Annotated in this window: 25 protein-coding genes and 1 riboswitch; of the genes, 12 read left to right on the top strand and 13 right to left on the bottom strand. The window is 66.6% G+C overall.

Features of this window, described 5'->3' with window-relative positions; genetic code table 11:
* The first annotated feature begins 65 nt into the window (after positions 1-65).
* The 7 genes from ompR (at position 66) to U9J41_RS01100 (ending at position 6,398) form a co-directional block, all read left to right on the top strand.
* Positions 66-830: an osmolarity response regulator transcription factor OmpR gene (ompR, locus tag U9J41_RS01125; protein ID WP_322399761.1), complete on the top strand. Its 765-nt coding sequence runs from the start codon at positions 66-68 to the stop codon at positions 828-830.
* A 50-nt stretch (positions 831-880) separates the two neighbouring features.
* Positions 881-2,206 (top strand): ATP-binding protein, encoded by a 1,326-nt coding sequence (locus U9J41_RS01120; protein WP_322400130.1) that lies wholly within the window; start codon positions 881-883, stop codon positions 2,204-2,206.
* A gap of 248 nt (positions 2,207-2,454) precedes the next feature.
* Positions 2,455-2,814 (top strand): YXWGXW repeat-containing protein, encoded by a 360-nt coding sequence (locus U9J41_RS01115; protein WP_322399760.1) that lies wholly within the window; start codon positions 2,455-2,457, stop codon positions 2,812-2,814.
* 462 nt (positions 2,815-3,276) lie between these two features.
* The gene (locus U9J41_RS01110) at positions 3,277-4,020 is read left to right on the top strand and encodes a helix-turn-helix transcriptional regulator (RefSeq protein WP_322399759.1); all 744 of its coding nucleotides are present in this window, start codon (positions 3,277-3,279) and stop codon (positions 4,018-4,020) included.
* Positions 4,021-4,192: 172 nt separating this feature from the next.
* Positions 4,193-4,417, top strand: coding sequence for a glycine zipper domain-containing protein (locus U9J41_RS29390; protein WP_482194203.1), 225 nt, complete (start codon positions 4,193-4,195; stop codon positions 4,415-4,417).
* A 307-nt stretch (positions 4,418-4,724) separates the two neighbouring features.
* Positions 4,725-5,666 (top strand): T6SS immunity protein Tli3 family protein, encoded by a 942-nt coding sequence (locus U9J41_RS01105; protein ID WP_322399758.1) that lies wholly within the window; start codon positions 4,725-4,727, stop codon positions 5,664-5,666.
* Positions 5,667-5,825: 159 nt separating this feature from the next.
* Complete coding sequence (locus U9J41_RS01100) at positions 5,826-6,398, top strand: GNAT family N-acetyltransferase (RefSeq protein ID WP_322399757.1); 573 nt, start codon at positions 5,826-5,828, stop codon at positions 6,396-6,398.
* 153 nt (positions 6,399-6,551) lie between these two features.
* Here the strand turns inward: U9J41_RS01100 and U9J41_RS01095 are convergent, their stop codons facing one another.
* From U9J41_RS01095 to U9J41_RS01085, 3 genes are all read right to left on the bottom strand, one after another.
* The gene (locus U9J41_RS01095) at positions 6,552-7,070 is read right to left on the bottom strand and encodes a hypothetical protein (protein ID WP_322399756.1); all 519 of its coding nucleotides are present in this window, start codon (positions 7,068-7,070) and stop codon (positions 6,552-6,554) included.
* Positions 7,070-7,267, bottom strand: a complete 198-nt coding sequence (locus U9J41_RS01090; protein ID WP_056436405.1) for a hypothetical protein — start codon at positions 7,265-7,267, stop codon at positions 7,070-7,072. Before U9J41_RS01090 ends, U9J41_RS01095 begins: the two co-directional genes overlap by 1 nt.
* A gap of 96 nt (positions 7,268-7,363) precedes the next feature.
* A complete protein-coding gene (locus U9J41_RS01085; protein ID WP_322399755.1) occupies positions 7,364-7,699 on the bottom strand; it encodes a hypothetical protein in 336 nt (111 codons plus the stop codon).
* A gap of 149 nt (positions 7,700-7,848) precedes the next feature.
* On the opposite strand from U9J41_RS01085, the gene U9J41_RS01080 reads away from it, so the two are divergent.
* On the top strand, positions 7,849-8,844 hold the full coding sequence (locus U9J41_RS01080) for a DMT family transporter (protein ID WP_322399754.1): 996 nt from the start codon (positions 7,849-7,851) through the stop codon (positions 8,842-8,844).
* 24 nt (positions 8,845-8,868) lie between these two features.
* Here the strand turns inward: U9J41_RS01080 and U9J41_RS01075 are convergent, their stop codons facing one another.
* From U9J41_RS01075 to U9J41_RS01065, 3 genes are read right to left on the bottom strand one after another with little or no spacing between them, the layout of a single operon-like run.
* On the bottom strand, positions 8,869-9,966 hold the full coding sequence (locus U9J41_RS01075) for a c-type cytochrome (protein ID WP_322399753.1): 1,098 nt from the start codon (positions 9,964-9,966) through the stop codon (positions 8,869-8,871).
* On the bottom strand, positions 9,963-11,735 hold the full coding sequence (locus U9J41_RS01070; RefSeq protein WP_322399752.1) for a GMC family oxidoreductase: 1,773 nt from the start codon (positions 11,733-11,735) through the stop codon (positions 9,963-9,965). Before U9J41_RS01070 ends, U9J41_RS01075 begins: the two co-directional genes overlap by 4 nt.
* Positions 11,735-12,529 (bottom strand): gluconate 2-dehydrogenase subunit 3 family protein, encoded by a 795-nt coding sequence (locus U9J41_RS01065; RefSeq protein WP_322399751.1) that lies wholly within the window; start codon positions 12,527-12,529, stop codon positions 11,735-11,737. The genes U9J41_RS01070 and U9J41_RS01065 overlap by 1 nt, the downstream gene beginning before the upstream one ends.
* 176 nt (positions 12,530-12,705) lie before the next feature.
* Here U9J41_RS01065 and U9J41_RS01060 point away from each other — a divergent pair, with 176 nt between their 5' ends.
* Positions 12,706-13,047 (top strand): DUF4124 domain-containing protein, encoded by a 342-nt coding sequence (locus U9J41_RS01060; protein ID WP_322399750.1) that lies wholly within the window; start codon positions 12,706-12,708, stop codon positions 13,045-13,047.
* Positions 13,048-13,144: 97 nt separating this feature from the next.
* Here U9J41_RS01060 and U9J41_RS01055 read toward each other — a convergent pair whose 3' ends face one another.
* From U9J41_RS01055 to U9J41_RS01040, 4 genes are all read right to left on the bottom strand, one after another.
* Entirely contained in the window at positions 13,145-16,105 is a 2,961-nt protein-coding gene (locus U9J41_RS01055) for a putative bifunctional diguanylate cyclase/phosphodiesterase (protein WP_322399749.1), read from the bottom strand.
* Between the two features lie 100 nt (positions 16,106-16,205).
* Positions 16,206-16,976 (bottom strand): hypothetical protein, encoded by a 771-nt coding sequence (locus U9J41_RS01050; protein ID WP_322399748.1) that lies wholly within the window; start codon positions 16,974-16,976, stop codon positions 16,206-16,208.
* Positions 16,977-17,101: 125 nt separating this feature from the next.
* Complete coding sequence (locus U9J41_RS01045) at positions 17,102-17,965, bottom strand: PhzF family phenazine biosynthesis protein (RefSeq protein WP_322399747.1); 864 nt, start codon at positions 17,963-17,965, stop codon at positions 17,102-17,104.
* 31 nt (positions 17,966-17,996) lie between these two features.
* The gene (locus U9J41_RS01040) at positions 17,997-18,893 is read right to left on the bottom strand and encodes a LysR family transcriptional regulator (RefSeq protein ID WP_322399746.1); all 897 of its coding nucleotides are present in this window, start codon (positions 18,891-18,893) and stop codon (positions 17,997-17,999) included.
* A 190-nt stretch (positions 18,894-19,083) separates the two neighbouring features.
* Between U9J41_RS01040 and U9J41_RS01035 the strand changes: the two genes are divergently transcribed.
* Complete coding sequence (locus U9J41_RS01035) at positions 19,084-20,307, top strand: MFS transporter (RefSeq protein ID WP_322399745.1); 1,224 nt, start codon at positions 19,084-19,086, stop codon at positions 20,305-20,307.
* Here U9J41_RS01035 and U9J41_RS01030 read toward each other — a convergent pair.
* A complete protein-coding gene (locus tag U9J41_RS01030) occupies positions 20,286-20,993 on the bottom strand; it encodes a glutathione S-transferase (RefSeq protein ID WP_322399744.1) in 708 nt (235 codons plus the stop codon). The genes U9J41_RS01035 and U9J41_RS01030 overlap by 22 nt on opposite strands.
* 250 nt (positions 20,994-21,243) lie before the next feature.
* Between U9J41_RS01030 and U9J41_RS01025 the strand changes: the two genes are divergently transcribed.
* Together U9J41_RS01025 and U9J41_RS01020 are read left to right on the top strand one after the other, a co-directional pair.
* Positions 21,244-22,200 carry a DUF535 family protein gene (locus tag U9J41_RS01025; protein ID WP_322399743.1) on the top strand — a complete coding sequence of 319 codons (957 nt, stop codon included), beginning with the start codon at positions 21,244-21,246 and terminating at the stop codon, positions 22,198-22,200.
* Between the two features lie 50 nt (positions 22,201-22,250).
* Positions 22,251-22,350: riboswitch (TPP riboswitch) on the top strand.
* A gap of 85 nt (positions 22,351-22,435) precedes the next feature.
* Complete coding sequence (locus tag U9J41_RS01020; RefSeq protein WP_322399742.1) at positions 22,436-24,544, top strand: TonB-dependent siderophore receptor; 2,109 nt, start codon at positions 22,436-22,438, stop codon at positions 24,542-24,544.
* Positions 24,545-24,685: 141 nt separating this feature from the next.
* Here U9J41_RS01020 and U9J41_RS01015 read toward each other — a convergent pair whose 3' ends face one another.
* Both U9J41_RS01015 and pnuC read right to left on the bottom strand, forming a co-directional pair.
* Positions 24,686-25,234, bottom strand: a complete 549-nt coding sequence (locus U9J41_RS01015) for an ATP-binding protein (protein WP_322400129.1) — start codon at positions 25,232-25,234, stop codon at positions 24,686-24,688.
* Positions 25,234-25,863, bottom strand: coding sequence for a nicotinamide riboside transporter PnuC (pnuC, locus tag U9J41_RS01010; protein ID WP_322399741.1), 630 nt, complete (start codon positions 25,861-25,863; stop codon positions 25,234-25,236). The genes U9J41_RS01015 and pnuC overlap by 1 nt, the downstream gene beginning before the upstream one ends.
* Positions 25,864-25,910: the final 47 nt, after the last annotated feature.

Raw genomic sequence — 25,910 nt, 5'->3', positions numbered from 1 at the left:
CCCCCTTGGCGTCGAGCGATAAGACGTTACCATAGCGACATTAATCTGACAAATCCGACAGAACGATGAATGCAACGAGCTCGAATGCCGGCACGGCCGGCGCGAATGGCGGCCATGCCGCCCGGATCATGGTCGTCGACGACGACGTGCGCCTGCGCGACCTGCTGCGCCGCTACCTGACCGAACAGGGCTTCCAGGTCGTGACGGCGGAAAGCGCGCCCGCGATGAACAAGCTGTGGCTGCGCGAACGCTACGACCTGCTCGTGCTGGACCTGATGCTGCCCGGCGAGGACGGCCTGTCGATCTGCCGCCGCCTGCGCGGCGCCGGCGACCAGACCCCGATCATCATGCTCACCGCGAAAGGCGAGGACGTCGACCGCATCGTCGGCCTCGAAATGGGCGCGGACGATTACCTGCCGAAGCCCTTCAACCCGCGCGAACTGGTGGCCCGCATCAACGCGGTCCTGCGCCGCAAGGGCCCGGACGAGATCCCGGGCGCGCCCAGCGAGACGCCGCAGACCTTCGAATTCGGCGACTTCGTGCTGGACCTCGGCACCCGCACCCTCAAGAAGAACGGCGAGACCGTGCCGCTGACGACGGGCGAATTCTCCGTGCTCAAGGTGTTCGCGCGCCATGCGCGCCAGCCGCTGTCGCGCGAAAAGCTGATGGAACTGGCGCGCGGCCGCGAATACGAGGTGTTCGACCGCTCGCTGGACGTGCAGATCTCGCGCCTGCGCAAGCTGATCGAGCCCGATCCTTCGAGCCCGCTGTACATCCAGACCGTATGGGGCCTGGGCTACGTATTCATTCCTGAAGGCCAGCCGCGCTAGTGTTCGCACCGACCCCGAAGGAACAGGCCGCGCCGCGTCTCCTCGGCAGGATGAAGAGCGGCCTGTTCTGGCGCACCTTCTTCCTGCTGTCCGTGCTCACGGGCCTGTCGATGGCCTCGTGGATCGGCATGCTCAACGTGTTCCAGCGCGGCCCGCAGGTCGAGCAGACGGCCGAGCTGCTGGTCTCCGTCGTCACCATCACGAAGGCCGCGCTGACGCACTCCGCACCCGACCTGCGGCGCGAACTCCTGTTCGAACTCGTGTCGAACGAAGGCATCCGCATCTACGACGTGAAGCCGACGGACACCGTGGAGCCGCCGCCGCCGAATTCGCTGATGCCGGAAGTGGCCGCCATCGTGCGCGACAAGCTCGGGCCGGACACGCGCTTCTCGCGCCAGGTGAACGAGATCCCCGGCTTCTGGGTCAGCTTCGACATCGACGGCGACAAGTACTGGCTCATGCTCGAACGCGACAAGCTGCCCGGGCTCACGCGCGTGCAGTGGCTCGGCTGGGCGAGCGTCGTCGGCGCGCTGTCGCTGCTGGGCGCCGCGCTGATCTCGGGCCTCGTCAACCTGCCGCTGGCGCGCCTGACGGCGGCCGCGCGCGCGATCGCCGAGGGCAAGCGCCCCGCCCCGCTGCCGGAAAAAGGCTCGCGCGAGATCATCGAGGCGAACCGCAGCTTCAACCAGATGATCGAAGACCTGCAGCAGCTGGAAAAAGACCGCGCCGTGATCCTGGCCGGCATCTCGCACGACCTGCGCACGCCGCTCGCGCGCATGCAGCTGGAGGTGGAGATGGCGCCGCTGTCGGACGAAGCGCGCACCGGCATGCAGTCCGACATCGCCCAGATGGACGCCATCATCGGCCAGTTCCTCGACTTCGCCCGCCCCACCGAAAGCGCGACGTTCGTGCCGGTCGACCTGTCCGACCTGCTGGACGACTGCGCCCGCGAGGCCGGCCGCCTGGCGGACGTGCGCACGACGACGGACATCGATCCGGACATCCACGTGATGGGCAACCCGACGGACCTGCGCCGGGTGATCAACAACATCATCGAGAACGCGCGGCGCTACGGCAAGACCCCGGGCGCGGACGTGACCGAAATCGACATCGCCCTGCATGTGAAGATGACGGGCCACGGCCGCCGCGCCGCCGTCGAGATCAACGACCACGGCAGCGGCGTGCCGGACGACCAGATCCAGCAACTGCTGCGGCCGTTCACGCGCCTGGACAGCGCCCGCGGCCAGGCCAACGGCGCCGGCCTGGGCCTGGCGATCGTCGAGCGCGTGATCAGCCGCCACAACGCCGAGCTGAACGTGCGCAACCGCGACGGCGGCGGCCTGGTGCTGCAATTCGCGTTGCCGCTGGCCAGTTAAATTCTTCCCCACGGCGCTTCGAACCGCGGCGGCGCCCCCGTACCGCGGTTCGCGCTGCCGCTGGCCAGTTAAATCTTTTCCCTACGGCGCTTCGAACCGCAGCGGCGCCCCGTACCGCAGTTCGCACTGCCGCTGGCCAAGTCTTTTCTCTACGGCACTTTAAATTGCGCCATTAAGCGCGCCGCCGCACGGTCGCGCCCGCAACGTGGCGGTACAGTCGGCCTACAACCACTTTCGAGGAGGCCAAGATGAAAAAACTGCTCATTGCTGCCCTGATCGCCGGCTCGTTCGGCGGCGTCGCGCTGCCGGCCAGCGCCGACGTCATCGTCCGCACCGCGCCCCCGCCGCCGCGCGACGAGCGCGTGCCGGCGGCGCGCCACGGTTATGTCTGGGCACCGGGTCACTGGGAATGGCGCCACGGCCATCACGTCTGGGTAAGCGGCAAATGGCTGCGCGAGCGCCGCGGCTATGTCTACCATGCGCCGACCTGGGTCGAGCGCGACGGCCACTGGGTGATGGAGCCCGGCCGCTGGCGCCGCGGCGACCGCGACGGCGACGGCATCCCGAACCGCGAGGACACCCATCCGAACAATCCGAACCGCGGCTGATCGCCGCCGCGCGCCCGGGGCCAGACTGACCGGGCACCGGATCACAAGCGCCGTCCCTGCCGGATTTCCTGGCGCGGACGGCGCTTTCCTTATCCCCGCGACGCCGCGCCGCGCGGCGAGCCCCGGTGTCCACCGTGCCTTCCCAACGATATGCCGCATGACCGGCACCTCGTGCCCACCTTGCCTCCCCAACGATACGCTGTAGGGTGGGCACCCCGTGCCCACGTTGTCCTGCCAACCGCACGGCACAAAAAGAAACCGCCTGCGCATCGCTGCGTCAGGCGGTAAATCCAAGTTCGCACTTGGAGGAGACAGAGGAGACCAGCGCCGGAGCGCTGTAACAGGATGGCAAATTGGGACGGCGGACGCGTCTGCAAGGGGGCAGCGCCACTATTTTTTTCCCGTCGACGTGTAGGCCTGGTCGGACGATCACCCGGCAGCATCGATGCTAGACTGGCGCCCATGGACGCTTCTTCCCTCCACGTGCGCAGCTACGGCGCCGACCTCGGCACCGACCGCCACGATTTCGCCCAGCTGGTGCTGCCCCTCGGCGGCGCCGTGCTGCTCGACATCGACGGCCGGCAGGACAGGCTGGACCCGCTGCGCGGCGCCTGCGTCGCGCCGGGCGCCTGGCATGCGCAGGCCGGCATCGGGCCCAACGAATCGCTGATCCTCGACGTCGCCACCACGGCCATGTCGCATCCGGCCTGGGCGCGCCTGCTGGAACGGCCGTTCATGACGCTCGGCCCGGGCGCGCGCAAGCTCGTCGAATTCATGGGCGTGATGCGCGCGCAACCGGCCCTGCTGCGCGGCTGGATGCCGCTGCTGCTCGACACCCTCGCGCTGGACGCGCCCCGGCCCGCCTCGCGCCTGGCCGCCCTGCTGGCCCGCATCGAGGCCGAGCCCGGCCTCCCATGGTCGACGGATTCGATGGCCCGCAGCGCCGGCCTAAGCGTCAGCCGCCTGCACGCCCTGTTTCGCGCCGAGCTGGACACGAGCCCGCACGCGTGGCTGCGCGGCATCCGCCTGTCCCGCGCCCGCGCCTGGCTAGTGGAGACGACGCGCCCGATCGCCGACATCGCGCTGGCGGCCGGGTTTTCCGACCAGAGCGCATTGACGCGGGCGTTGCGGGATGTGACGGGGATGACACCGGGGGCGTACCGGCGGGCGGGCCGGAGAGCATTGCCATCATCGGTGGCGCGCTAATCAAGTTCGCCACAAACCAAAGACGTCCGCCACGACAACCAGGAGCGACTGGCGCCCTGCGGCTTGTCTTATCAGCAACGCTCGTAGTCTGACCCATACCCACCGTCCGCTATCGGCCAGTGGTGAAAGTTCGTGACTTTTTTCACCTGATCAAAGTGTTATTCTAAGGCGCATGGCCGGCTTTGGTAAGGAGCGGTCTTTCGACTTCGACGTAAAGGATTCTATGAACGATTCACCCGACAGAAAAGATAGCAGGTTCATGGGCGTTGGAATTTGTGTTGGCGTAGCGATTGGATGCGGAATTGGCATCGCGATCGGCAACCTTGCTCTCGGCATCGGCCCGGGGGTCGCAATTGGCGCGGTTATTGGCGCCCTGATGTCGAAGTCCCGGCGCTAACTTTGCATTTGACCTTCGAAAGAACTCTGTTGTTCAGCACGAACCCGACGGGCCTTTTTGGTGGAAGTTGCCTGTCGTGACCATTCGTGACTTTACCGCTTCCGCGACCTGCTATGCTGAGTTGAACGGCCGAGATCAACCGGAAGGCTGACATACGGATTAGTTGGGTTATATCTTTTCGAGTTTTCCGCGTTGATGTGCCGACGCCGTACGAACCAACCGCCAGATCATTTGGATTGGATTAAAAATATTGCATCAAATCAATAAAATAACTCGACTAAATTATCGCTTTTTCACGAGACAGGCAATGAACGCATTTCCCCACATATACCGAAAAACGTCAGCCCTGTTTATTGGCGTACTCCTGTCGGCCTGTGCGACGCGTCCCGATATCCCCGTACCGGTAGCGCCGGTCCAGAGAGGCGTTCAATTGTCGGAACCGGATGGCATCACTGCGCCCTCCCAAAAGGCTTGGGCGTGGGACGAAAACCGCTGGTTTACGGCGGAACTGGATCATCGCTGCCGCGGACCCATCCGGTTCGTCGACGCTAAAAACGGCATCGACAGCTATGTCGGCAACGATAAGGTGCCGAACATGACGTTTGCCAGCGACGACCCGGACGTAGTGCTGGGAACGTTGTATGGCGCGTACAAGCAGCTGGTCTTTTCGACCGACGGCGGCAGGCACTTTGTCCAGGAAGTCAGGGGATTGCCCGGTGGCCAATCGACGAAGTTCATCATCGTCAAAAACGGCCACATTTACGTGGGCATGGAGTTTTACGACTCCGATGCAGACGGCTACTTCGACTGGCAGCAACCCGGGTATCGCAGCGCATGGACGACGAAGCCGGCCCCGATCGAAGGCAGCCGGCTCGTCATCCTCGAAGCGCCCATCGACAAGGCCAACGGCCGCCTCGGGTGGTATCAACTGCTTGCCCCGGCCGGTTATAAATTCCGCAGCAAGTACGCGAACGAACAGGACATCAAACGGATCGAGGATATCAACGCGCTGGGGTTGCCCCACGTTGCCGGCGCGACGCCTTCGGATTCCTGCGGCAGGACGCTGCCGCTGCCGCCGTGGTCGACGGACTGGACCAAGGAAAACCTGCTCAAGTTTTACGGCTGGTACGACGAGATGAAGACCGCGCATCCTGGATGGGCGACACCGAAAAAGGATGCGTTCATCGCATGGCACCGCAACTGGCATCGCGCCACGCTGATCCCCGGGGCGACGACGCCGCGACGCTGAATATGCCGTGGACGCAGAAACAAGACGCCACCCGGAGCGTGCGAGCGCCTAACAACGACTTCATGAATGTGTTGCAAGCACCAGTTGAATGCGCAGCCAGGAGCGGAAGTTCGACCAAGTACGAATTAGCCATATAGCTTTTCACAATAAAGAGTACTTGTGCAACCCCTGCCGCTGAAATCGCCTTCGGGCGTTTCCATCATTCCTGTCGCAGTAGAACACGCCACTGCACTCGCGTCATTGGTCCAGAGTAACATTGAGCACTTACAGGTCTACCTACCTGCCGTGGCCGACCTGTATTCCGTCGAAACAGCTCTTGAGCATCTGTGCCGTGCTGTGGAGTGCGCTTCGAAAGGAGAGACCTTCGAGTGGCATCTTTTCGTGGAAGGGGTTTTATGCGGATCCGTACGTATCAAGGACATCGACAGGAGTGATCGAAAAGCGAAAATCGGCTACTTCATTGGACATCAGTTCGCGGGGAGAGGTATCGCCAGTTCCGCTGTTTCTACAGTTCTTGAATTTTGTTTCGGCTCGTTAAAGCTTAACAGAATTGAATTACGATGCGCGTCAGAAAATGTACGCAGCCGGCGAGTTGCCGAGAGATTAGGGTTTTTACACGAAGGAACTCTACGACAAGGAGAATGTCTGAATGGAGTCTTTGTCGACCAAAACATATATGGTCTTTTGACTAAGGACTTTGAAGCCAGTCGACACTATCCAATGTTCTGGTAGGATCCTAATACGTCCATGATGGGCCGACAGCCGACCCGTAGCGCACCCACCATGCCCTGCATGGCTGTCGCAAACATTATTTGCACCCTCACCATGCCGGAAGTGGTCCGCCTCATCGGACAAGCTTGTGGCGAACTTTATTGTTCGTCCACATCAGCGGAATAATTCCGACAGGCTTACGCCCTGTTTTCGGACCGGCACGTCGCCATCCGGGAAAAACGTCAGCAGCTTCAGCATGTGATCATCCTTGCAGCTGGACAGGTCGTCGTCGAATATCACAGCACCATTTTTCCAAACCCTGGCACGTGCATAAGTCAGGCTGCCGCATGCGCCGTTCAACGTCCAGTTGCCGGGCGCTCCAGTGATTCTGATCCGATAATGGTGACGCCCCAGATCGCAGCGGCGTCCGACACTCAGCACGTTTGCGACGGCTTCTCCGTTTGCATCGTTCTTCTTCAGATCGACGGTATCCCACAAATCCATGCGTTCATCCGGCACGTTATGGGCGTCGAACAAGCCGATCTGGAGATAGTGTTGACTCTTATTGCACTCGACGCCAACAAGCAATTGATCGTCGGATCCTGGAGAACCTCGTTGGTACTGCCTGATTTCGCCGGCCAGGCTCAAGCCGTGAATCAGCACGAGCGCGGCGAAACAGCGTAAACGCCACATCAGGCCAGCGCTGCCTTGGCGGCTTCCTCCGGCGTCAGGTCGTCGTAATACTGATCGGTAAACCATTCGACCTGCTCTTCGATATGGTCCTGCGCCTGTTGAACGGTGGCGCCGCCGGCGACGAGAAACTTTTCCACCTCAATACACCAGTGAATGAATGCCAGCGTTTCTTCGTCGAGTTCTTCTTTCTTGGCCATGTCGTTTCCTCTGCTATTACGTAATTGGACGAATCGCGCGATCCGTCCTGCGCCGATTTTACCGCAGCGGCCCCGCGGGCCGGCATGCCAGGTTTTCTAGTCGGATTCGCGCAGCCAGGACGACTTCTTCGCGCGGTCGCCCGACGGCGCCTGTTCCGGCGCCTCATACGTGGCCGGCTTGAACTTGCGATCGACGTCTTGCGGCGGCGGTGCCGGCGTGGGGGGCCTGCTCGTCACGAATGACCCGAGACTCACCGAGCAGCGGTAGAGCACCGCGCAGATTGCCACGATGATGGCGGTCAACGTAATGGCAAGCCCGTCCGGGCGACCCGCAACCACGAGGATGCAGGCCACCACCACGATATCGAGGCAGACAAGATAGTTGAAGCGTGCCTTGGTATCGGAACCGGCTGGTTTGACTTGCATATTCATTGTAAAAGCTGACGGTAATGTGGGGTGCGATGCGGAATCTTAATATTTCCATGTGGAAATATTCTACACGTTCTGGGAGCATGCGGCGCGAGGCCCGGTCAACATTCCAGGAGTCCGCGCCAAGACGACCCGTCGCCCCATCCCGGACAATGGCGGCTTTCCGCACTGGAGCAGGACCCGTGTCCGTCAACAAAACCCACCTCGGCGTCGCGTCCGGCATCGTCGCCGGCGCCTTCTGGGGACTCGTCTTCCTCGCGCCCAGGCTGGCCGCCGGATTCCCGCCACTGCAATTGTCCGCCGGACGCTACCTCGCGTACGGCCTCGTCGCCACCGTGCTCGTCGCGCCGTCCTGGCGCCGGCTCAAGGGCGCGCTCGGCTGGCGCGAATGGCGTGCCCTCGCCTGGCTCAGCTTCATCGGCAACATCCTGTACTACGTGCTGCTCGCGCGCGCCGTGCAGACGGGCGGCGTCGCGATGACGGCCTTCGTGATCGGCCTGCTGCCGCTCGCCGTCACCGTCGTCGGCAGCCGCGCGCGCCAGGCGCCCTCGCTGCGCGCGCTGCTGCCCTCGCTGGCCTGCAGCGCGGCCGGGCTCGTATGCATCAGCTGGCAATCGCTGGCCGCGTCCGGCCCGGGTTCATTGACGGGGTTATTGTGCGCGGCTGGCGCCCTCGTCTCGTGGACGGCCTATGCGGTCGGCAACAGCCGCTGGCTGGCCCGGCTCGCCCATGTGTCGGCGCAGGACTGGAGCCTGCTGATGGGCGCGGTCACGGGCCTGGAAGCCGTCGTGCTGGCCGTGCCCGCCTTTTACGGCGATGCGCTCGTCCACAGCGGCGCGGACTGGCTCCGCTTCGCCGGACTCATCGGCGCCATGGCCCTGTTCTGCTCCGTGCTGGGTAATGGCTTGTGGAATATCGCCAGCCGCGCGCTGCCGCTCGCGCTCACGGGGCAGATGATCGTGTTCGAGACCATCTTCGCGTCGCTGTACGGCTACCTGTGGGAAGGCCGCTGGCCGACGCCGCTCGAGGGGCTCGCGCTGACCTTGCTGGTCGCCGGTGTCGTCGCGTGCGCGCGGGCGCATTGCGACGAGACGGGGGCCGCGCGCACGCGGGCGGACGCGGACGCGGAGGCGCGGGCGCGCGCGTGACGCGCGCGCGGGGCCGGCGCGCCGTCAACGCCGCACCGGCGGCGTCGCCTGCTGCGGCTGCGTGGCCTGCGTGCCGCCGCCCGCGCCGCCCCCCTGGCTGCCGCCCGTGGTCGGCGCGCCCTGCTCGGTGCCGGTGGCGCGTACGGTCGATCCGCCCGATCCGCCCGCACCGCGTGGGCCCGGCGCACCGGCGGCGGCCGCGACGGCGGGACGCTGGCTGGAACCGGCCGGAATGTTGATCCACTTGGCCGCCGACGGCGGCGCCGGCTGGGCGCTGAAGTAGGCCGACAGGGCCGCCACGTCGGCGTCCGGCAGCGACTGGGCGATATGGGTCATCTGGCCGCTGCTGTCCGTCTTGCGCGCGCCGTTCTTCCATGCCGCCATCGCCGCCGTCAGGTAGGTCGCGTGCTGGCCGGCCAGGTACGGATACACGGGCTGGTTGCCCACGCCGCCCGGACCGTGGCAGTTGGCGCACGCCTGCACGCCCCGCGCATCGTCGCCGATGGCCGACAGCGTGGCGCCGCGGTCCATCCCGGCGGCGGACGGCTTGGTGCCGGCCGCCGGAGCGCCGGCCGCGGTCGCGCCCGCAGGCGCATCGCCGAGCGACGCGTAATATGCGCTGACGTCGCGGATCTGCTCCGCGTTCATCGCCTTCGCGATCGGCTGCATGATCGGATTCACGCGCGCGCCGTTGGCATACGCGCCCAGCTGCTTGCCGAGGTAGGCGGCGGACTGGCCGGCGATGCGCGGGAAGCCGCCGGCCGCATTGCCCTCGCCCTGCGCGCCGTGGCAACCGGCGCAGGCCGTGACGCCGTTCTGCGCGCCGCTCGTGGCCAGTTGCTGGCCCGTTTGCAGGTTGGCTTGCCCCTGGGCGGGCGCGGCCGACGCGCCGGGCACGCCGAGCGCATTGGCTTCGCCGCCGCCCGCGTTCTGCTGGGCCAGGGTGCCGGCGCCGCCCTGGGCGCCAGGTTGCGCCGCGGCCGGATTCGCGGCCGGGTTCGCGGCCGCCTGCGTGGGCTGGACCTTCGGTGCGGGCGCATCGTTGCCGCCGCGGTGGCAGCCGGCGAGGAGCGCGAGCGCCGCCACGACGGGGCCGTATCGGTACAGGGTCGTCGTCTTCATGCCTGCACCAACGCCTGCCCGGGCGCCTTGAGATAGCGGTTGACGATCGCGTCGGCCGCCATGTACGCCAGCGCGCCCACGGTATCGGTGGGGTTGTAGGTGGCGTTCTGCGGGAAGTTCGACGCGCCGATGACGAACAGGTTCGGCACGTCCCAGCTTTGCAGGTAGCGGTTGACGACGCTGGTCTTCGGGTCGACGCCCATCACGGTGCCGCCCGTGTTGTGCGTGGTCTGGTACTGGGTGACGGTGTACGGGCCCTTGCGCGGCGAGCCCACGACCTGCCGTCCGCCCATCGCGCGGCCGATCGCGGCGGCCTTGTCCGTGACGAAGGCGGACATGCGCAGGTCGTTGGCGGGAAAGTCGAACGTGATGCGCAGCAGCGGCTGGCCCCACGCATCCTTGTACGTGGGGTCGAGGTCGAGGTAGTTGTTGCGGCTCGACATCGAGGTGCCGTGCACGGTCAGCACGGCGGTGTGGTTGTAGTGGCGGACGACGGCTTCCTTCCACCTGGCGCCCCAGGCCGGCGTGCCGGGCGGGGTCGGGTGGAATTCGATCGGGCGCCCGTGCGACATGACCTCGCCCATGTAGGCGCCGCCGATGAATTTGTGCGGGCCATGGTCGAAGTTGTCGCCGACGAAGTCCGCGATCACGGTGCCGCTCGCGCCCGAGCGCATGAACGGGTTGATGTTGACGGATTCGTCGAAGAAGACCTGCGCCGCGCCCATCGTCTGGTACGCATAATTGCGGCCCACGACGCCCTGCCCGGTCTTGGGATCGTAAGGCTGGCCGATGCCGGACAACAGCAGCATGCGCACGTTGTTCAGCGCGAATGAACCGAGGATGACGAGCTTGGCCGGCTGCTCGAATTCGCGCCCGGCCGCGTCGACATAGGTGACGCCCGTCGCCGTCTTCTTGTCCTTGGCGAGGTTGATGCGCAACACCTGCGACTGCGTGCGCAGCGTGAAGTTCTTGTCCTTGAGGAGCACCGGCAGCAGGATCGTCTGCGGCGACGATTTGGCGTAATGCTCGCAGCCGTAGCGCTCGCAGTAGCCGCAGAACATGCAGCTCTGCAGCGTCATGCCCTCGGGGTTCGTGTACGGCTGGCTGAGATTCGAGGACGGCTGCGGGAACGGATGGTAGCCGAGGCTCGCGGCCGCCTTGCGGAAGATGGCGGAGCCGTACGGTTCCTTCATGGGCGGCGTCGGATACGGGCGCGAGCGGGGATTCTCGAACGGGTTGCCGCCCGCGACCTTCTGGCCCTTGACGTTGCCGGCCAGGCCGCTCGTGCCCAGCAGGTATTCGAAACGGTCGTAGTACGGTTCCATGTCGGCGGCCGTCACGCCCCAGTCCTGCACGTTCAGTTCGGCGTCGATGAAGCCCTTGCCGTAGCGCTGCTCGTTGTGGCTGCGCATCTTGAACTCGTCGTCCTGGAAGCGGTACGTCTGGCCGTTCCAGTGCACGGCCGCGCCGCCCAGGCCGGTGCCGGGCAGGAAGCCTTCCCAGCGCCGGATCGGCAGCGCGACCTGGTTCACGTTGTTACGGAAGGTCATCGCCTCCTTCGTGTTGTCCTGCATGAGGGCCTTGCGCACCGAGTAGCGCAGTTCGTCGTGCATGTGCGGGCCCTGGAAATCGGGCACCGTGAATTGCGCATTGCCGCGCTCCAGGCCGACGACCTTGAGCCCCGCCTTCGTCAGCTCGCGGCCGAGCATCGTGCCGACGAGGCCCACGCCGACCAGTACCGCATCCACTTCCTTGAGACGCGTCGCCATCACTTGCCTCCTTTCTTGACGGGATTCTGGCCGACGGCCTTCGGCTGCGCCGCCACGGGTGCGATATGGATCATGCGCCGGTTGTCCTCGCCCATGCTCATCGGCGCCCGCGTGAACAGGATGCCGTGCTGGTCGACGAGGTGGTAGAAGCTCGCGTACGCGCCCGGGAAGCCGATCATCTTCCACGCCGCCATGTCCTTGTTGCCGCCGTAGATCGGGTCGGAGAAGAAGCCTTCGATCGTCAGCGCCAGCAGCGATTCGAAGAAGGTGTGGGCGGGCACGCCGTTCAGGTCCTGGCTGCCGGTCTGCAGGCTTTCCAGGTAGGCGTCCTGGTCGGCGCCGGCCAGCTTGTCGAAGGTCGTGTCGCGGCGTCTTTTTACGTCGTCGTCGATGGCGCGCAGGGCGTTGCGGAACAGCTCGGCCGGCGTGAACGGCAGCTGGTAGCCCTGGCCCGGCACGCCCGCCTGCCACGGGCCGCTGCGGTACAGGCGCTCGCCGGCGCCCCACGCGCCGCCCAGTTGGCGGTCGATGTAGTTCGGCACCCCGGCCTCGAGTGCGCCGGGGCCGTTGGCGTCGAGCGGGATCAGGCGGGCCACGGCCGCTTCGACGAAGCGCGCCTCGTCGGGGCGGAAGAACAGGTAAGCAGTGTGCGCGGCCGCGCCGGTGGCGGCGGCGGGCGTGGCGCCGTGGCCGTGCTGCGCTGCGTCGGGCGCGAGCGCATGGGCCTTCGCCGTCAGCGTGGCGGCCGTGGCGCCCGCGGCCTTGAAGAAGGTGCGTCGGGTGAGTTTCTCCATCGTCGGTCCTTTCCGGATTATTCGAACGTGCGAGACAGGATGGCCCAACGCTTGGAACCGCACACCGGCCAAAGGTTCGGCCGGGTCCGTCGATGTTTGCTGCGGACAGGGTGAGGCAACGAACAGATGGAACCAGCCGCGACGGGCACCATTCGAGCCTAGCACAGGAGAACATCATGAAGCGCCCAGTTAGACTGCTGAGCATCGTTGCCGCCGCGCTAATGGCGGCGCCGGCACTGGCCGGCGAGATCGTCAAATGCGTGGACGGCAACGGCCACATCACGCTGACGGACCAGCCCTGCGCGTCCGGTTCCGCCGCCGTGCCGGTGGCGCGCGACACTGGCGTGCCGCCGCCCCAGCGCCACGTGCTGCCCGCGGCGCAACTGCCCCAGGCGGCCTGGAAACGCCCGCACCTCGCGGCGCCCGTGCGGCTCGCGCGCGACGTCGCCACGCTGAAGGAAGCGCGGCGCATGCTGATGCTGCAGGATGCGCGTCCGCGCCTGGCGGGGCTGAACTAAACGTACGCTCGCATCACGCACACGCCTGGCGGGCTCGGGGAGCCCACGCGTAACGTATGCGGTTTGCAAACGTCCGCGTGGGTGGGGGCCGCCCACGCTACAGCAGGTGGTCGTCGAGCGACGCGAAGCCCAGCAGCTCCGGCTCGTTGGCGGACGAACCCAGCGTGCGCACCAGTTGCAGCACGTCGTCGCCCTGGATGAAGCTGGCCGAGGAGCTCGCGGCCAGCAGTTTTTCCGGCGGCTGGGAACGCGCCACGGCATAGCCCTGCACGTAGTCGACGCCGATCTCGGCCAGGGTGCGGATCGTGGCCGCGTCCTCGGCCCATTCGGCGATCGTGCGCATGCCCAGGTTGGCGGCCAGGTTGACGATCGCTTCCACGATCGCCACGTTGGCCGGGTGGGCGTTGATGTTGACGATGAAGTTGCCGTCGATCTTGAGCACGTCGGCCGGCAATTCCTTCAGGTACGAGAACGACGTGTAGCCGGCGCCGAAGTCGTCCAGCGCCACCTTCACGCCGAACGCGCGCACCTGATCGATGAAGCGGCGCGTGTTGTCCAGGTCGTGCAGCGCCACGCTTTCCGTGATCTCCATGCACAGCCGGCTCGCCACGTGCGTGTAGCGCGACAGGATTTCCAGCGTGTCCTGCACGAAGCGCTCGTCGTTGAGCGACGCGCCGGACAGGTTCATGCACACGAAGCGCGTGTTGACCAGCGATTCCAGGTGGTTCTCGATCCAGGACAGCGTTGTCGACAGCACCCAGCGGTCGATCACGCCCGCGCGGCCGCTCTTCTCGGCCGCGGCGATCAGCGGCCCGGCCGGCGCCACGCGGCCATCGGCCTCGCGCATGCGCAGCAGCACCTCGAAGTTCAGCGATTCGTACGGCGCCGTCAGCGACATGATCGGCTGCATCTCGAGGAACATGCCCTCGGTGGCGTCCGGGCCGGACAGGCGCGCGACCAGGTTCAGTTCGTTGGCGCGCTCCTGGAACGCGTTCGAGCCGCGCTCGTAGACGACGAGGCCGTCGCTGTGGCCACCCTTCGCCTCGCGGCAGGCGCGGTCCGCGGTCGATACGGCGTCCTTCATCGGCATGCCCGGCGACACTTCGATCAGGCCGACCGAGCCGCGCACGTGGAACGCCTTGTCGCCCACGCGGTACGGCGTGCCGCCGATGCGGTCGACGATGCCGCGGCAGATCAGCGACGCCAGCGGGACCGCGGTGTCGGGCATCACGATCACGAATTCGTCGCCGCCCACGCGGCCGATCTTCTGGCCGCCGGCCAGCGTCAGCTCCATGCGCTCGCACACCTGCTTCAGGACTTCGTCGCCGGCCGCATGGCCGAACAGGTCGTTGATCAGCTTGAAGCGGTCGAGGTCGATGTAGGCCAGCGCCAGCGGCTTGCCCGCGTTCAGCAGCTGGGACGCGCCTTCGAACACCTTTTCGATGCCGCGCCGGTTGAAGACCTTCGTCAGCGGATCGTTGTTGGCCATGAAGCGCAGCTGTTCCGTGGCGCGGTATTGCTCGGTGACGTCCTGCAGCACGGCCTCCACGCGGCCGCGCGCGAGCGTGGCGTTGACCATGAAGCGCTGGGCGCCGTCGCGGCTGACGATCTGCATCTCGGCCTCGCTGCGCACGTGCACCTGTTCCAGCAGTTCCGTCCACAGGCTGTCGGCGAAGAACTGCTTCCACGCGGTGCGGCCGGGAACGAGCTCGGTCATGCCCAGCATCTTGCGCATGGCCGGGTTGGCGCTCACGACCGTGCCGTACATGTCGAGCGTGAACAGGCCGACGGGCATCGCCTCGTAGGCATGCTCCAGCTTGTCCTGGGCTTCCCTGCGCTTCTGGGTTTCCATGCGCATCTGCTCGGCCACGGCGAGCGCGGCGAGCAGGCTCGATGCGAGGGCCGCCGTGACGCTGTTGATCACGTTCAGTACCTGGTGCATGCCGAGCGCGGCCGACACGACCTCGGCCAGCGAGGCGACATAGGTCAGCGCGAACGAGGCCGCGAACCAGCCCGCCACGCGGTTGCGCGAACGCAGGATGATCGTGAGCAGGCCCAGCGTCATCAGCGAGAACCCGAAGGCCATGATCACCCACAGCATCGGCAGGAACGTGCCGTACGGCAGGGTCACGGCGCCGATGAGCAGCGGGATGCAGGCCCATTGCGTGATGCGCAGCGGAATCGCCCAGCGCGTCTTGACGAGGTCTTCGCGGAACAGCGCCTGGTACAGCGTGAGCGTGGACACGCCGTACAGCGCGATGGTCAGCGAGCGGCCCAGCAGCATCCATTGCGGCGGCACGGTCATGCCCAGCCACTGGATGTCCCAGCCGGCCGACAGTCCGGCGATGCGCAGGTTCAGGATCAGCCAACCGGAAAACAACACATACAGCGGCTGGCGGTTGATGAGGGCCGTGATCAGGACGAACAGCGCCAGCACGATCATGCCGCCGTCGAGCAGGCCCGACTTGCGGTGGAACGCCTCGACGGACTGGTCGAACTGCGTTTCCAGCCATTGCACGACGTTCACCCGCGCGGGGCCGGCGAAACGGCCGCGGCACAGGATCTCGCGCGGCAGCTCGGCCAGTTGCAGGGCGAAGCCGGCCTTGGCCGTGTGCAGGGACGGCGTGTCCACCTCGCGCGTGGCCGCGCCGAGGGGCTGCAGCGTGGTGGCGTCCCAGCAGCTGACGTCGACCGCGTGGCGCGACGGGAACTCGATGACGTCGCCGGCGATGCTGCCGGGCGTGCGCGGGCGCGTGCTGAAACGGAACCACACGGGCGCCTCGGACAGATGCGTGTCGAAGTACGAAACCGGGATGGCGTCGCGCAGGCGCGCGTTGGCGGCGGCCAGCGTCAGCGGCGCCGTTTCGCGCACGACGCGGATGTCGCGCGCATCGCCATTGCCGGACATGTACTGGCTGTCCCAGCACAGCAGCGCCAGGATGGAGACGACGCCGATCGCGATCGGAATCAGATAGTAAGCGAACGTCCGGAACGTCAGGTCCAGCGCGAACTGCGCAAGGCCCGGTAGTTTCCAGCGGCCGGATGATGTGAATTGCATGAGTATCTGCGAAGCTGGTATCGCGGCCCGGCGGCGCGGGCGGCCGTTATCGTCTCGCAAGGATACAGCTTTACAGTAGTGCCGTCATGCAATTATTGAATCAAGCAACCAGTTCGTACATTTCCGATGCATGCTGCGCAACATTTGCCCCCTTCGCACTCGGCTGTGGCGGCCGCACGCCCGTCCGGCCGCCGACGTCGATGTCCGGATGGTGGATGTGACAAAAGAAGTTCAGCAGCGGGTGTTGCGCGGCCGTCCAGCGCGCTTCGATCGTCGTGATGTCGAAGGCCATCACGCGGTGCGGGATATTGCCCACGTGGCGCAGCGGCACGAAACCCAGATCCGGGAACACGTCGACGAAGGTCAGTTGTTCGTACTGGCGGTCGATCGGCGCGCGGCCGGTCGCCAGGGCCCAGGCGATGTCGTTTTGCTGGCAATACATCACGCCGGCCTTGAGCAGCGCCGTCTTGACCATGCGGCCGATGCGGCCATTGTCCACGCCCAGGCGGCTCATCTCCGCCAGCGGCTGGCCGCGCAGCCAGTCCGGCAGTGCGACGGAGTCCTCGACGTGCAGCGGCTCGTGCAGGTTCGTCTGCATCCGGGCGGTCCCCAGCGGGGCGCCGTCCAGCTTGGATTCAGCCAGGAAAACGATTGCGTCGTCGCCGTAATCGCAGGCCTCCGGGCGCACCAGCTGGCGCGCGAAGTCCGGGACGTGGCGCGCATAGGCGGCGTGACGCACGCGGACGGCCTTCCACAGGTCGGCCTCGTTGTTCACGCGCCGGATCGTGAAGGGCAGGCGTTCGGTCGGCTTGCCCGGAACGCCATAGGGGACGTGGGTGGGGCGCAGGACGCCGGGGTAGCGCATTTCCATGATGACTCCTGAGTTGATGTTCAGAAATGTAAATTCCGTATTGAACTTTATCAACGTTGCAGGGGTGTACTAATTGTCGAAAAGGCGTGTCTTTTGCCCCTAATTCAATTTTCATTAAAACATCATCATAAACCTTTATCTTCTGACAACGTTCGCGCCGTACCGCTGACGCGGATCGAACCGCCCGTGTCCGCACCGATTTCCGCGTGCAACAGCGAGCGCATGCCCATGTCCTCGCCCTGCACGACGTCGATGGCGCCGCCGTGCGGCCAGCCGAGGTCGCGTAGGTAGCCGGCGAGTGCGGCCGTGCCGGCCCCCGTGGCCGGGTCTTCGTAGACGCCGCCGCTCGCGAACGGATTGCGGATGTGGAACTTGCGCGCACGTTCGGCCCAGGGCAGCACGATCGTCGTCAGGCCGTGACGTTGCATCAGCGCGCGGCCCGCATCCAGGTCGTAGCGCATCGCGCCCAGGAGGTCGCGGCTGGCCAGCGCCAGCACGAGGTGGTTCGCGCCGGCGTGCGCGAGGGCGGGCGGGATGCGCGGATCGAGATCGGCATCGTGGTATCCAAACAACGCCAGCGCGTCCGTCACGAGGTCGGCCGCGGCCGGCCGGCTCCAGGTGGGCGGCGACTGCAGCGCGGCGGCCACGTGCGCGCCGTCGCGCCGGCCTTCGACCGTGATGGCGGCCGCGTTCAGGGACAGCGCGAACACGCCGTCGCCCTCCCGCCGCGCCAGCGCCGCGCCCAGCGCGATCGTCGCGTGGCCGCAGAACGGCACTTCCGACGCCGGCGAAAAATAGCGCACGCGCCAGCCCTCCCCCTGCTTTGCCGCGAACGCCGTTTCCGAGTAGCCGACCGCGTGGGCCAGGCGCTGCATGGCGTCCGCCGGCGGCAGCTCGGCGCCGATCCAGACGCCGGCCGGATTGCCGCCGGCGTCGCCGTCCGAGAACGCGGCGATGCGCAAAATGTCGTTTGTCGTTACGGTCGTCATCGTTGTCCTGTGCGAAGTGGGTGGAAAAGCGTCAGGGTTCGAGCACGCCGGCCAGGCGCGCGGCGAGAAAGTCGACCAGCGCCTGCACGCGCGGCGCCAGCGCGCCCTGCCTGTAGAACACGGCCCACACGGGTTGGGTCCAGGGCAGCGCGGCGTCTTCCAGCAACGGCACGAGGCGGCCCGCGGCCACGTCGGCGCGCGTGAGGAAGTCCGACAGGCTGACGATGCCGGCACCCGCGAGCGCAAGATGCCGGATCGTCTCGCCGCTGGTCGCCGTCACGTGCGGCGCGCCGCGCCAGCCTTCCTCGCCGCCGGCGCGCAGCGGCCACGTGTTCAGCGACGCCGGCGCGACGAAGCCGACCAGGCGGTGCCGCGCCAGGTCCTCGACGCGCGCCGGCGTGCCGTGGCGTTCGAGGTAGCCCGGGGCGGCCAGCACGCGGATGCGGCTCGACCCGAGGCGGCGCGCGTTCAGGGTGGAGTCGGGCAGCAGGCCGATGCGGATCGCGACGTCGGCCTTTTCCTCGATCAGGTCGACGACGGTCTCGCCGCTGGTGAGCTCCAGCTGCACTTGCGGATAGGCGTCGAGGAAGTCCGGCAGCAGCGGCGCGATCAAGTGGTCCAGCGTCGGCGTGGCGGCGTTTACGCGCACCAGGCCCGCGGGCCGCGCGCGCGCGAGTGCGGCCTGGCGCTCGGTCTCTTCCAGTTCGGCGAGGATGCGGCGCGCGCGGCCCAGCAGCCAGCCGCCTTCTTCGGTGAGATCGAGGCGGCGCGTCGTGCGGTGGATGAGGGTCATCCCGAGCTGCTGCTCCAGGCGCGCGATGGTGCGCGACACGCCGGACGGCGTCTGCCCGAGCTGCTGCGCGGCGCTCGAAAACGAGCCGGTGTCGATCACGGCCACGAACGCGATCAACGCTCCCACGTCCAGCATTTTTGCTCCCAGGTCAAAAGTCTATTGTACGGCGACGGGTTTTTCTTTGCGGGCCTGGCGCCCAGAATGCGCCATCGATCAACCACGTCGCCCCTGCGAAGGCACGGGCCCGATTTTGCAAGCATCGCGGCGGCGCTGGCAAAACCTCGGTCCCCGCCGGCGCGGGACGACGGTCTTCAAGGAGCAGAACATGCCACTCGCCTTATGGGCGCTCACGCTGAGCGCCTTCGCCATCGGCACGACGGAATTCGTGATCGTCGGCCTGATTCCCACCATCGCCGGTAGCCTGCACGTGTCGGTGCCGTCGGCCGGCCTGCTCGTGAGCCTGTACGCGCTGGGCGTCGCCATCGGCGCGCCCGTGCTGACGGCGCTCACCGGCCGCGTGCCGCGCAAGACGCTGCTGCTCGGCCTCATGCTGCTGTTCACGGCCGGTAACCTGACCGCGTGGATGGCCCCCGGCTACGCCGCGCTGATGGCCGCGCGCGTGCTCACCGGCCTCGCGCACGGCGTCTTCTTCTCGATCGGCTCGACGATCGCCACCAGCCTCGTGCCCAAGGAAAAGGCGGCCAGCGCCATCGCCCTGATGTTCAGCGGACTGACCGTGGCGCTCGTGACGGGCGTGCCGCTCGGGACCTTCATCGGCCAGCGTTTCGGCTGGCAGATGACGTTCCTGGCCGTCGCGCTGCTCGGCGTGATCGCGTTCGGCGGCATCGCCCTGCTCGTCCCGCGCGGCATCGCCGGCAGCGCGCCCGCCGGCCTGCTCACCCAATTATCGGTGCTGAAGAAACCGCGCCTGCTGCTCGTGTACGCGATGACGACCCTGGGCTACGGCGGCTCGTTCATCGCCTTCACCTATCTCGCGGCCATCCTCGAACAGGTCGCCGGCTTTGCGCCGGGCAGCGTCGGCCTCGTGATGCTCGTGTACGGCGTGTCGGTCGCCTTCGGCAATATCTGGGGCGGCAGGCTGGCGGACCGCAAAGGCCCAGTACGCGCCCTGCAGATCGTGTTCGCGCTGCTGGCCGCCGTGCTGTTCGTCCTCGACGTCACGGCCGCGAACAAGGTCGCCGTCCTCGTCACGGTGCTGGCCTGGGGCGCCGTCGCCTTCGGCAACGTGCCGGGCCTGCAGGTCTACGTCGTGCGCCGCGCCGAGATCGACGCGCCGCGCGCCGTGGACGTGGCGTCCGGCCTGAACATCGCCGCGTTCAACGTCGGCATCGCCCTCGGCGCCTGGGGCGGCGGCCTGATCGTCGCGCACCTCGGCCTGATGCACACGACGTGGATCGGCGGCCTGATCGTCGTCGGCGCTTTCCTGCTCACCACGCTGGCCGGCTGGCTGGACCGGCGCGACCCGGCACCGCATCCGGACGAGGCGGCACGCGCCAAACGCGTCGATTACTTGTCCAGCTCCGCGTAATGGCGGAAGATCCCTTCCTCGTTGAAGGGCAGCCGCCGCTTCGATGTCAGGTAGGCCGCGATGCGCGGCCGCGCGGCCACCCGGTCGTGCAGCGCCATCAGCAGCGGATAGCCCGCGTCGATGCGCGCCAGCGCCTTCGGGAAGGCGTAGCGCAGGCCGGCGACGAGCTGGAACAGCGCCAGGTCGGCATACGTGACCGCATCGCCCAGCAGATAGTCCTTCGGCTCCGACCGGGCCAGGATATTCTCGAACCAGTCGAAGAACTTGGGGATGCGCGTGTCGATGAAGTCGGCCGCGCGCCGCTTGGCCTCCGGGCGCTGGTCCTCGAAATACAGTGACGTGGCGATCGGGTGATGGGTGTCGTGCGCTTCCGCCACGATGTCGGCGATCGTCAGCTCGATCTGGCTCACCCAGTATCTACCTTGCGCATCCTGCGGCGCCAGCCCGTGGCGCTCACCCAGGAACATCAGGATGTTGGCGGTCTGCCCGACCGTCACGTCGCCCGCCTTCAGGAACGGCGGCGCGAACGACGGATGGTCGGCGCCGTCCATCGCCGCCATCATGCGCGCCATGCCGCCCGGCCCGCGCGCCACATCGACGTATTGCACGCCCGCTTCTTCCAGCGCCAGGCGGACGAATTCGCCGCGGCCCTGGATGCTCGGCCAGTAAAAAAGTTCATACACCATGCGACGCTCCTCAACTTGTTCGGTCTGACTCAATTATTGAGCAGCTTTTCGATGTTCGGCGCAGCAATCGTGCTAGTCTTGCGTCTGGCACTTGCCTGACAAAAGATCAACAAAGAGAGACATGAAGACAATAAGAAATACGGGGGGAATGAGTTATCGATGGCATCGATCTTGATCTGCTGAACGATCAATTACCGTTTAGCAAAAAACTGACGAGATAAATCCACCGATACCGTACCCGGAGCGCACCATGATTTTCGCTCACCTGACCAAACACTGGATGGCCCGCCGGCGCCAGTACAGCCTGTCGTCGTGGGTCCTGTGCATCGCGCGCAGCCTGCGCGTGCTGGCCTATTACCGCGACCACCGCACCCTGTGCCGGCTCGGCGTCTACCGCAAGCACGTGGCGGGCCTGGCCAACGACGACCCGTTCCACCACCTCAGCCACCGCGACTACCTGATCAAGGGCCTGAGCCCGCGCCAGCGCGTGCAGGCCGTGCTGAGCCACTACCGCTTCGAGGAATCGACGTTCAACGAGGGCTATCTGGAAGCCGTCTACGGCCAGCGCTGCCTGCCCCTGTGGCAGCACGAGGCCGAAGGCAGCAGCTTCATGATCCAGCTCGAAATGGCGTCGCGCAGCAATGCGGAAGGCGACCTCACCGTCGCGCTGATCGCGGACGGCAAATGCCTGCACCGCCTGTCCTTCAGCTGGCTCGACGGCGGGATGGCGGGCGTCGACATGCCGGTCGTCGCCTTCATCGCACGCAACCAGGGCCGCTGGGTCGATTCCGGCGCCGCGTTCGAGGCGTTCGAGCGCATCTTCCCGAACAATTCGCCCAGCTTCTTCTGCTTCGCGGCCATGCAGGGCATCGCACTGGCGCTCGGCATGGACAAGGTCGTCGCCATCCGCAGCGAAGCGCATATCGCCTACGATCCCGACCCGGAAAAGCACTTCGCCAACGCCTACGACGGCTTCTGGAAAATCCTCGGCGGCGAAGAGATGCCCGGCCGCGACGGCTACCTGATCCCGCTGCCGTTCTACGTCAAGCCGCTGTCCGAGATGCCGTCCAAGCACCGCAAGCGCGCGGCCTTGCGGCGCGAGCACTGGCGCCTCATCGGCGAAGCCTCACGTGCCATCGTGCAGCGCCACCTGCTGCACGCGCGGGCGCACGTGGCGCATCCGGCGGCGATTCCCGAGCCGGCCTGAACGGCGCCATTGACAGACGCACCATATTAGGGCGCGGTGTGCTACACTCGCGCCTTCGCTAGGGGTCCTGGGAGTTCGCTTCCCGGGTGAGAGATACCCTTCGTACCTGATCTGGATAATGCCAGCGAAGGAAAGCGCAACGCAGTTCCCATCCTTGTTTGCCCTTCCCCCCGTTGGCTCCGGCTTTTAAGAAAAAGCAGCGCGCCCATCGTCGGCGCGCGAAAACGAGCAAACCATGAACCGTCATTTGAAGTACACCATCCTGGCCGGCGCCGTCGCGCAAGCCTTCATCGCGAACGCGCAGGCGCAGGACACCACCCACCCGGTCGCCGAAGTCGTCGTCACGGGCAACCGCTTCATCACCGTCGACCGCGCCAGCGTCGGCGGCTTCGGCGAGGCGTCGCTGTTCGACACCCCGGCCTCCATCACCGCCATCGGCCGCACGCAGATGCAGGACCTGTCGATCCGCTCCACGACCGACGCGATGCGCTTCGACGCGTCCGTGGCCGACGCCTACAACGCCGTCGGCTATGCCGAGCAATTCTCGATCCGCGGCTTCGCGCTGGACAACAACTACAGCTACCGCAAGGACGGCTTCGCGATCCCGGGCGACACCCAGATCCCGCTGGAGAACAAGGAACGCATCGAAGTGCTGAAAGGCCTCGCGGGCCTGACGGCCGGCATCGCCACGCCTGGCGGCATCGTCAACTACGTGACCAAGCGTCCGACTGCCGCGCCGCTGCGCTCCGCCACGGTGGAAGTCTCCGAGCGCGGCACGCTGTACGGCACCGTGGATCTCGGCGGCCGCTTCGAGGACCGCCGCTTCGGCTACCGCATCAACGCGGCCGCCGCCGACCTGCACCCGTACGTGCGCGGCGCCAACGGCGACCGCCAGTTCGTGTCGGCCGCCTTCGACTGGCAGATCACGCCGGATGCGCTGCTGCAGCTGGACATGGATTACCAGCGCAAGGCCCAGATCACGGCGCCCGGCTTCCAGCTGATCCGCAACGAGGTGCTGCCGACCGGCGTATCGCCCAACATGCTGCTGAACGACCAGCCGTGGACGCGCCCCGTCACGACCAAGGACAGCAATCTCGGACTGCGCTTCGAATACAAGCTCGCCCCCGGCTGGCTCGCGACCGTGGCCGCCAACAAGCACTGGTTCAAGCGCAACGACTTCACCGCGTTCCCTTACGGCTGCAGCAACGAGGGCGCGGGCTTCTATCCGGGCTACTGCTCGAACGGCGACTACGACGTCTACGACTACCAGAGCACGGGCGAGCGCAAGTCGCCGTGGGGCGTGCAGGCGCAGGTGCAAGGTAAATTCGCGACCGGCACGATCCGCCACGCGCTGACCGTCGGCACCTCGTATTCCGAGCGCCACGACAGCTTCGGCGACTACGTGTACGACTACGTCGGCTACAGCAATCTGTGGCACCCGCTCGTGTCGCCGCACGTCGCCGCTGATCGCGTGACGGGCTCCGTGTCCGAGCGCCGCAGCGACGAGGAACGCGCCCTGTTCGCGCAGGACATCGTGAGCCTGACCAACCAGCTGACCGTGCACGCGGGCCTGCGCCACGTGGACGTGAAACGCAGCGACGCGCACAGCGACGATTCATTCCTGCTGCCGAACGTCGCCCTCGTGTTCAGCCCAGCGCGCGAGTGGAACGTGTACGCCGCCGTCAGCCACGGCCTGCAGCACGGCGGCGTCGCCCCGATGCAGACGGCGAACGAGAACCAGGTGCTGGCGCCGCAGCGTTCGCACCAGGTCGAGATCGGCGCCAAGGCCGCGCTGGACAATGGCGTCAACCTGTCGGCCGCGCTGTTCCAGATCCGCCAGGGCCTGGAATACACGGATGCGAACAACACGTTCGTCCGCAACGGCAAAGAGACGCACCGCGGCCTCGAACTGACGGCGCAGGGCAAGGCCACGCCCGCGCTGGACTGGAGCCTGTCGCTGATGGCGCTGAACACGCGCCAGGAAGGCACGGGCCAGGCGGGCATCGACGGCAAGCGCGTGACGGACGTCCCCGCGTTCAAGTCGACGGCGTGGGTGCAGTACGCGGTGGCAGCGGTTCCGGGCCTGAAGCTGGACGGCACGTGGCAATATTCGGGCAGGAAGGCGTTCGACGTCGAGAACACGGTGTTCGTGCCGGACTACCACGTGTTCGGCGTGGGCGCGTCGTATGGCGTGAAATGGGGCGCGACGAACGTCACCTTGCGTGCACGGGCCGAGAACCTGTTCGACAAGTTCTACTGGCGCGACGTGACGCCGGAACTGGGCGGCTACCTGCTGCCGGGCGCACCGCGCACGTTCCGCATGTCGGCGCAGTTCGATTTCTAAGCTGACCTGCGACCCGTCGCCCCCGCGCAGGCGTGGGCCCAAGTGTCGGTACGAAGTCGCGGAAGCAGGCGCGGTTCGATTCTCAACCGACGTCGCCCCCGCGCAGGCTGGGGCTCAAGTTTGTATCCAGGTGGGCAGAGATTAGGTTCCCGCCTGCGCGGGAACGACCGGTGGGCAACCGATCAACGCTTCCACCTGCCGCAACCGCTCCTCCAGCTCCCCCGTCAACAACGTGAACGGAATGCGGCGCTCATCGAGCACGGCCAGCAACTGCGCATGCACGCGCTGGCGCACCTCTTCCGACTCGCGCTGCAGCCCGTCCGGCACCCACGGCAGGTCGGGCGCCGCGACGAGCGTCCACGCATAATCGTGCGCCGCTTCCAGGGCCAGCAGGTCGGGCGGCACGCGGCCCCAGTAGATGCGGCTGTACACGGCCGTCATCAGCGGCGTCGTGTCGACGAACAGGAAGTCGCGCACGCGCGCGTCGCGCGCGAGCAGCAGCTCGCGTTCGCGCTGCGTGCGGGCGATGCCGCCCTGGTCGTCCTCGCGCGGCACGCGGGCGTTGACCTCGACGAATTCGCGCAGGTATTCCGGCACCCATAACGTGCCGTAGCGTCGTGCCAGCGCGGCGGCCAATGTCGACTTGCCGGTCGATTCCGCGCCCAGCAGGGCGATCCGCCGCGGCGCCATCACGCGCCCTCGGCGACCGGCACGCCGCCGTGCGGCGCCGCATCCGCGCGCGCGGCCGCCGTCCAGGCGCGCAGGCCCAGCACGGCCAGCACGACGAACACGGCGTACAGGATCGCCGTCAGGTGCAGGCCCTTGTACACGTACAGGCCCACGTACAGCACGTCGACGACGATCCACGTGTGCCAGTTCTCGATCTTCTTTTTCGCCGTCAGCAGCTGGCCCAGCAGGCTGCCGGCCGTCAGGAAGCCGTCCATGTGCGGCACGTCGGTGTCCGTGTACGCCTTCAGGAACGCCGACAGCACGACGAAGCCGAGCGCCCAGCCGGCCAGCGCCGCGATCCAGCCCGCGCGCGCAAGACGCGTCACGGGCAGCGGCTTGCCCTCGGCCCCGCGCAGCCACTGCCACCAGCCCCAGACCGAGGCCGCGATGAACACGCCCTGCAGGCCGGCGTCGCCGTACAGGCGGGCGTCGAAGAACACGACGCCGTACGTGGCCGACGACACGATGGCGAAGAACCAGCCCCAGTGGTTGCGCAGGATCGTGAGCACGACCGTCGCGACCGACAGGACGAAGCCGAGCAATTCGAGCGGCGTGGTGGTAAAGCCAAGCAGGACCAGGGAATCGTTCATGGAAGAAGAGATGCGGGCGAGTCGGCGATTATGGAAGGTGCGGCCCG

The organism is Massilia luteola, assembly GCF_034420155.1.
GTDB classification, from domain to species: domain Bacteria; phylum Pseudomonadota; class Gammaproteobacteria; order Burkholderiales; family Burkholderiaceae_D; genus Telluria; species Telluria luteola.
Note: the sequence above shows the minus strand (reverse complement) of the source record. Positions and strands in the feature narration are given on the sequence as shown.

Excerpts from the sequence above, each read along its gene's own strand:
- ompR (WP_322399761.1), top strand. The coding sequence starts at position 66 with ATGAATGCAACGAGCTCGAATGCCGGCACGGCCGGCGCGAATGGCGGC.
- U9J41_RS01120 (WP_322400130.1), top strand. The coding sequence starts at position 881 with ATGAAGAGCGGCCTGTTCTGGCGCACCTTCTTCCTGCTGTCCGTGCTC.
- U9J41_RS01115 (WP_322399760.1), top strand. The coding sequence starts at position 2,455 with ATGAAAAAACTGCTCATTGCTGCCCTGATCGCCGGCTCGTTCGGCGGC.
- U9J41_RS01110 (WP_322399759.1), top strand. The coding sequence starts at position 3,277 with ATGGACGCTTCTTCCCTCCACGTGCGCAGCTACGGCGCCGACCTCGGC.
- U9J41_RS29390 (WP_482194203.1), top strand. The coding sequence starts at position 4,193 with ATGGCCGGCTTTGGTAAGGAGCGGTCTTTCGACTTCGACGTAAAGGAT.
- U9J41_RS01105 (WP_322399758.1), top strand. The coding sequence starts at position 4,725 with ATGAACGCATTTCCCCACATATACCGAAAAACGTCAGCCCTGTTTATT.
- U9J41_RS01095 (WP_322399756.1), bottom strand. The coding sequence starts at position 7,070 with ATGTGGCGTTTACGCTGTTTCGCCGCGCTCGTGCTGATTCACGGCTTG.
- U9J41_RS01090 (WP_056436405.1), bottom strand. The coding sequence starts at position 7,267 with ATGGCCAAGAAAGAAGAACTCGACGAAGAAACGCTGGCATTCATTCAC.
- U9J41_RS01085 (WP_322399755.1), bottom strand. The coding sequence starts at position 7,699 with ATGAATATGCAAGTCAAACCAGCCGGTTCCGATACCAAGGCACGCTTC.
- U9J41_RS01080 (WP_322399754.1), top strand. The coding sequence starts at position 7,849 with ATGGCGGCTTTCCGCACTGGAGCAGGACCCGTGTCCGTCAACAAAACC.
- U9J41_RS01075 (WP_322399753.1), bottom strand. The coding sequence starts at position 9,966 with ATGAAGACGACGACCCTGTACCGATACGGCCCCGTCGTGGCGGCGCTC.
- U9J41_RS01070 (WP_322399752.1), bottom strand. The coding sequence starts at position 11,735 with ATGGCGACGCGTCTCAAGGAAGTGGATGCGGTACTGGTCGGCGTGGGC.
- U9J41_RS01065 (WP_322399751.1), bottom strand. The coding sequence starts at position 12,529 with ATGGAGAAACTCACCCGACGCACCTTCTTCAAGGCCGCGGGCGCCACG.
- U9J41_RS01060 (WP_322399750.1), top strand. The coding sequence starts at position 12,706 with ATGAAGCGCCCAGTTAGACTGCTGAGCATCGTTGCCGCCGCGCTAATG.
- U9J41_RS01055 (WP_322399749.1), bottom strand. The coding sequence starts at position 16,105 with ATGCAATTCACATCATCCGGCCGCTGGAAACTACCGGGCCTTGCGCAG.
- U9J41_RS01050 (WP_322399748.1), bottom strand. The coding sequence starts at position 16,976 with ATGGAAATGCGCTACCCCGGCGTCCTGCGCCCCACCCACGTCCCCTAT.
- U9J41_RS01045 (WP_322399747.1), bottom strand. The coding sequence starts at position 17,965 with ATGACGACCGTAACGACAAACGACATTTTGCGCATCGCCGCGTTCTCG.
- U9J41_RS01040 (WP_322399746.1), bottom strand. The coding sequence starts at position 18,893 with ATGCTGGACGTGGGAGCGTTGATCGCGTTCGTGGCCGTGATCGACACC.
- U9J41_RS01035 (WP_322399745.1), top strand. The coding sequence starts at position 19,084 with ATGCCACTCGCCTTATGGGCGCTCACGCTGAGCGCCTTCGCCATCGGC.
- U9J41_RS01030 (WP_322399744.1), bottom strand. The coding sequence starts at position 20,993 with ATGGTGTATGAACTTTTTTACTGGCCGAGCATCCAGGGCCGCGGCGAA.
- U9J41_RS01025 (WP_322399743.1), top strand. The coding sequence starts at position 21,244 with ATGATTTTCGCTCACCTGACCAAACACTGGATGGCCCGCCGGCGCCAG.
- U9J41_RS01020 (WP_322399742.1), top strand. The coding sequence starts at position 22,436 with ATGAACCGTCATTTGAAGTACACCATCCTGGCCGGCGCCGTCGCGCAA.
- U9J41_RS01015 (WP_322400129.1), bottom strand. The coding sequence starts at position 25,234 with ATGGCGCCGCGGCGGATCGCCCTGCTGGGCGCGGAATCGACCGGCAAG.
- pnuC (WP_322399741.1), bottom strand. The coding sequence starts at position 25,863 with ATGAACGATTCCCTGGTCCTGCTTGGCTTTACCACCACGCCGCTCGAA.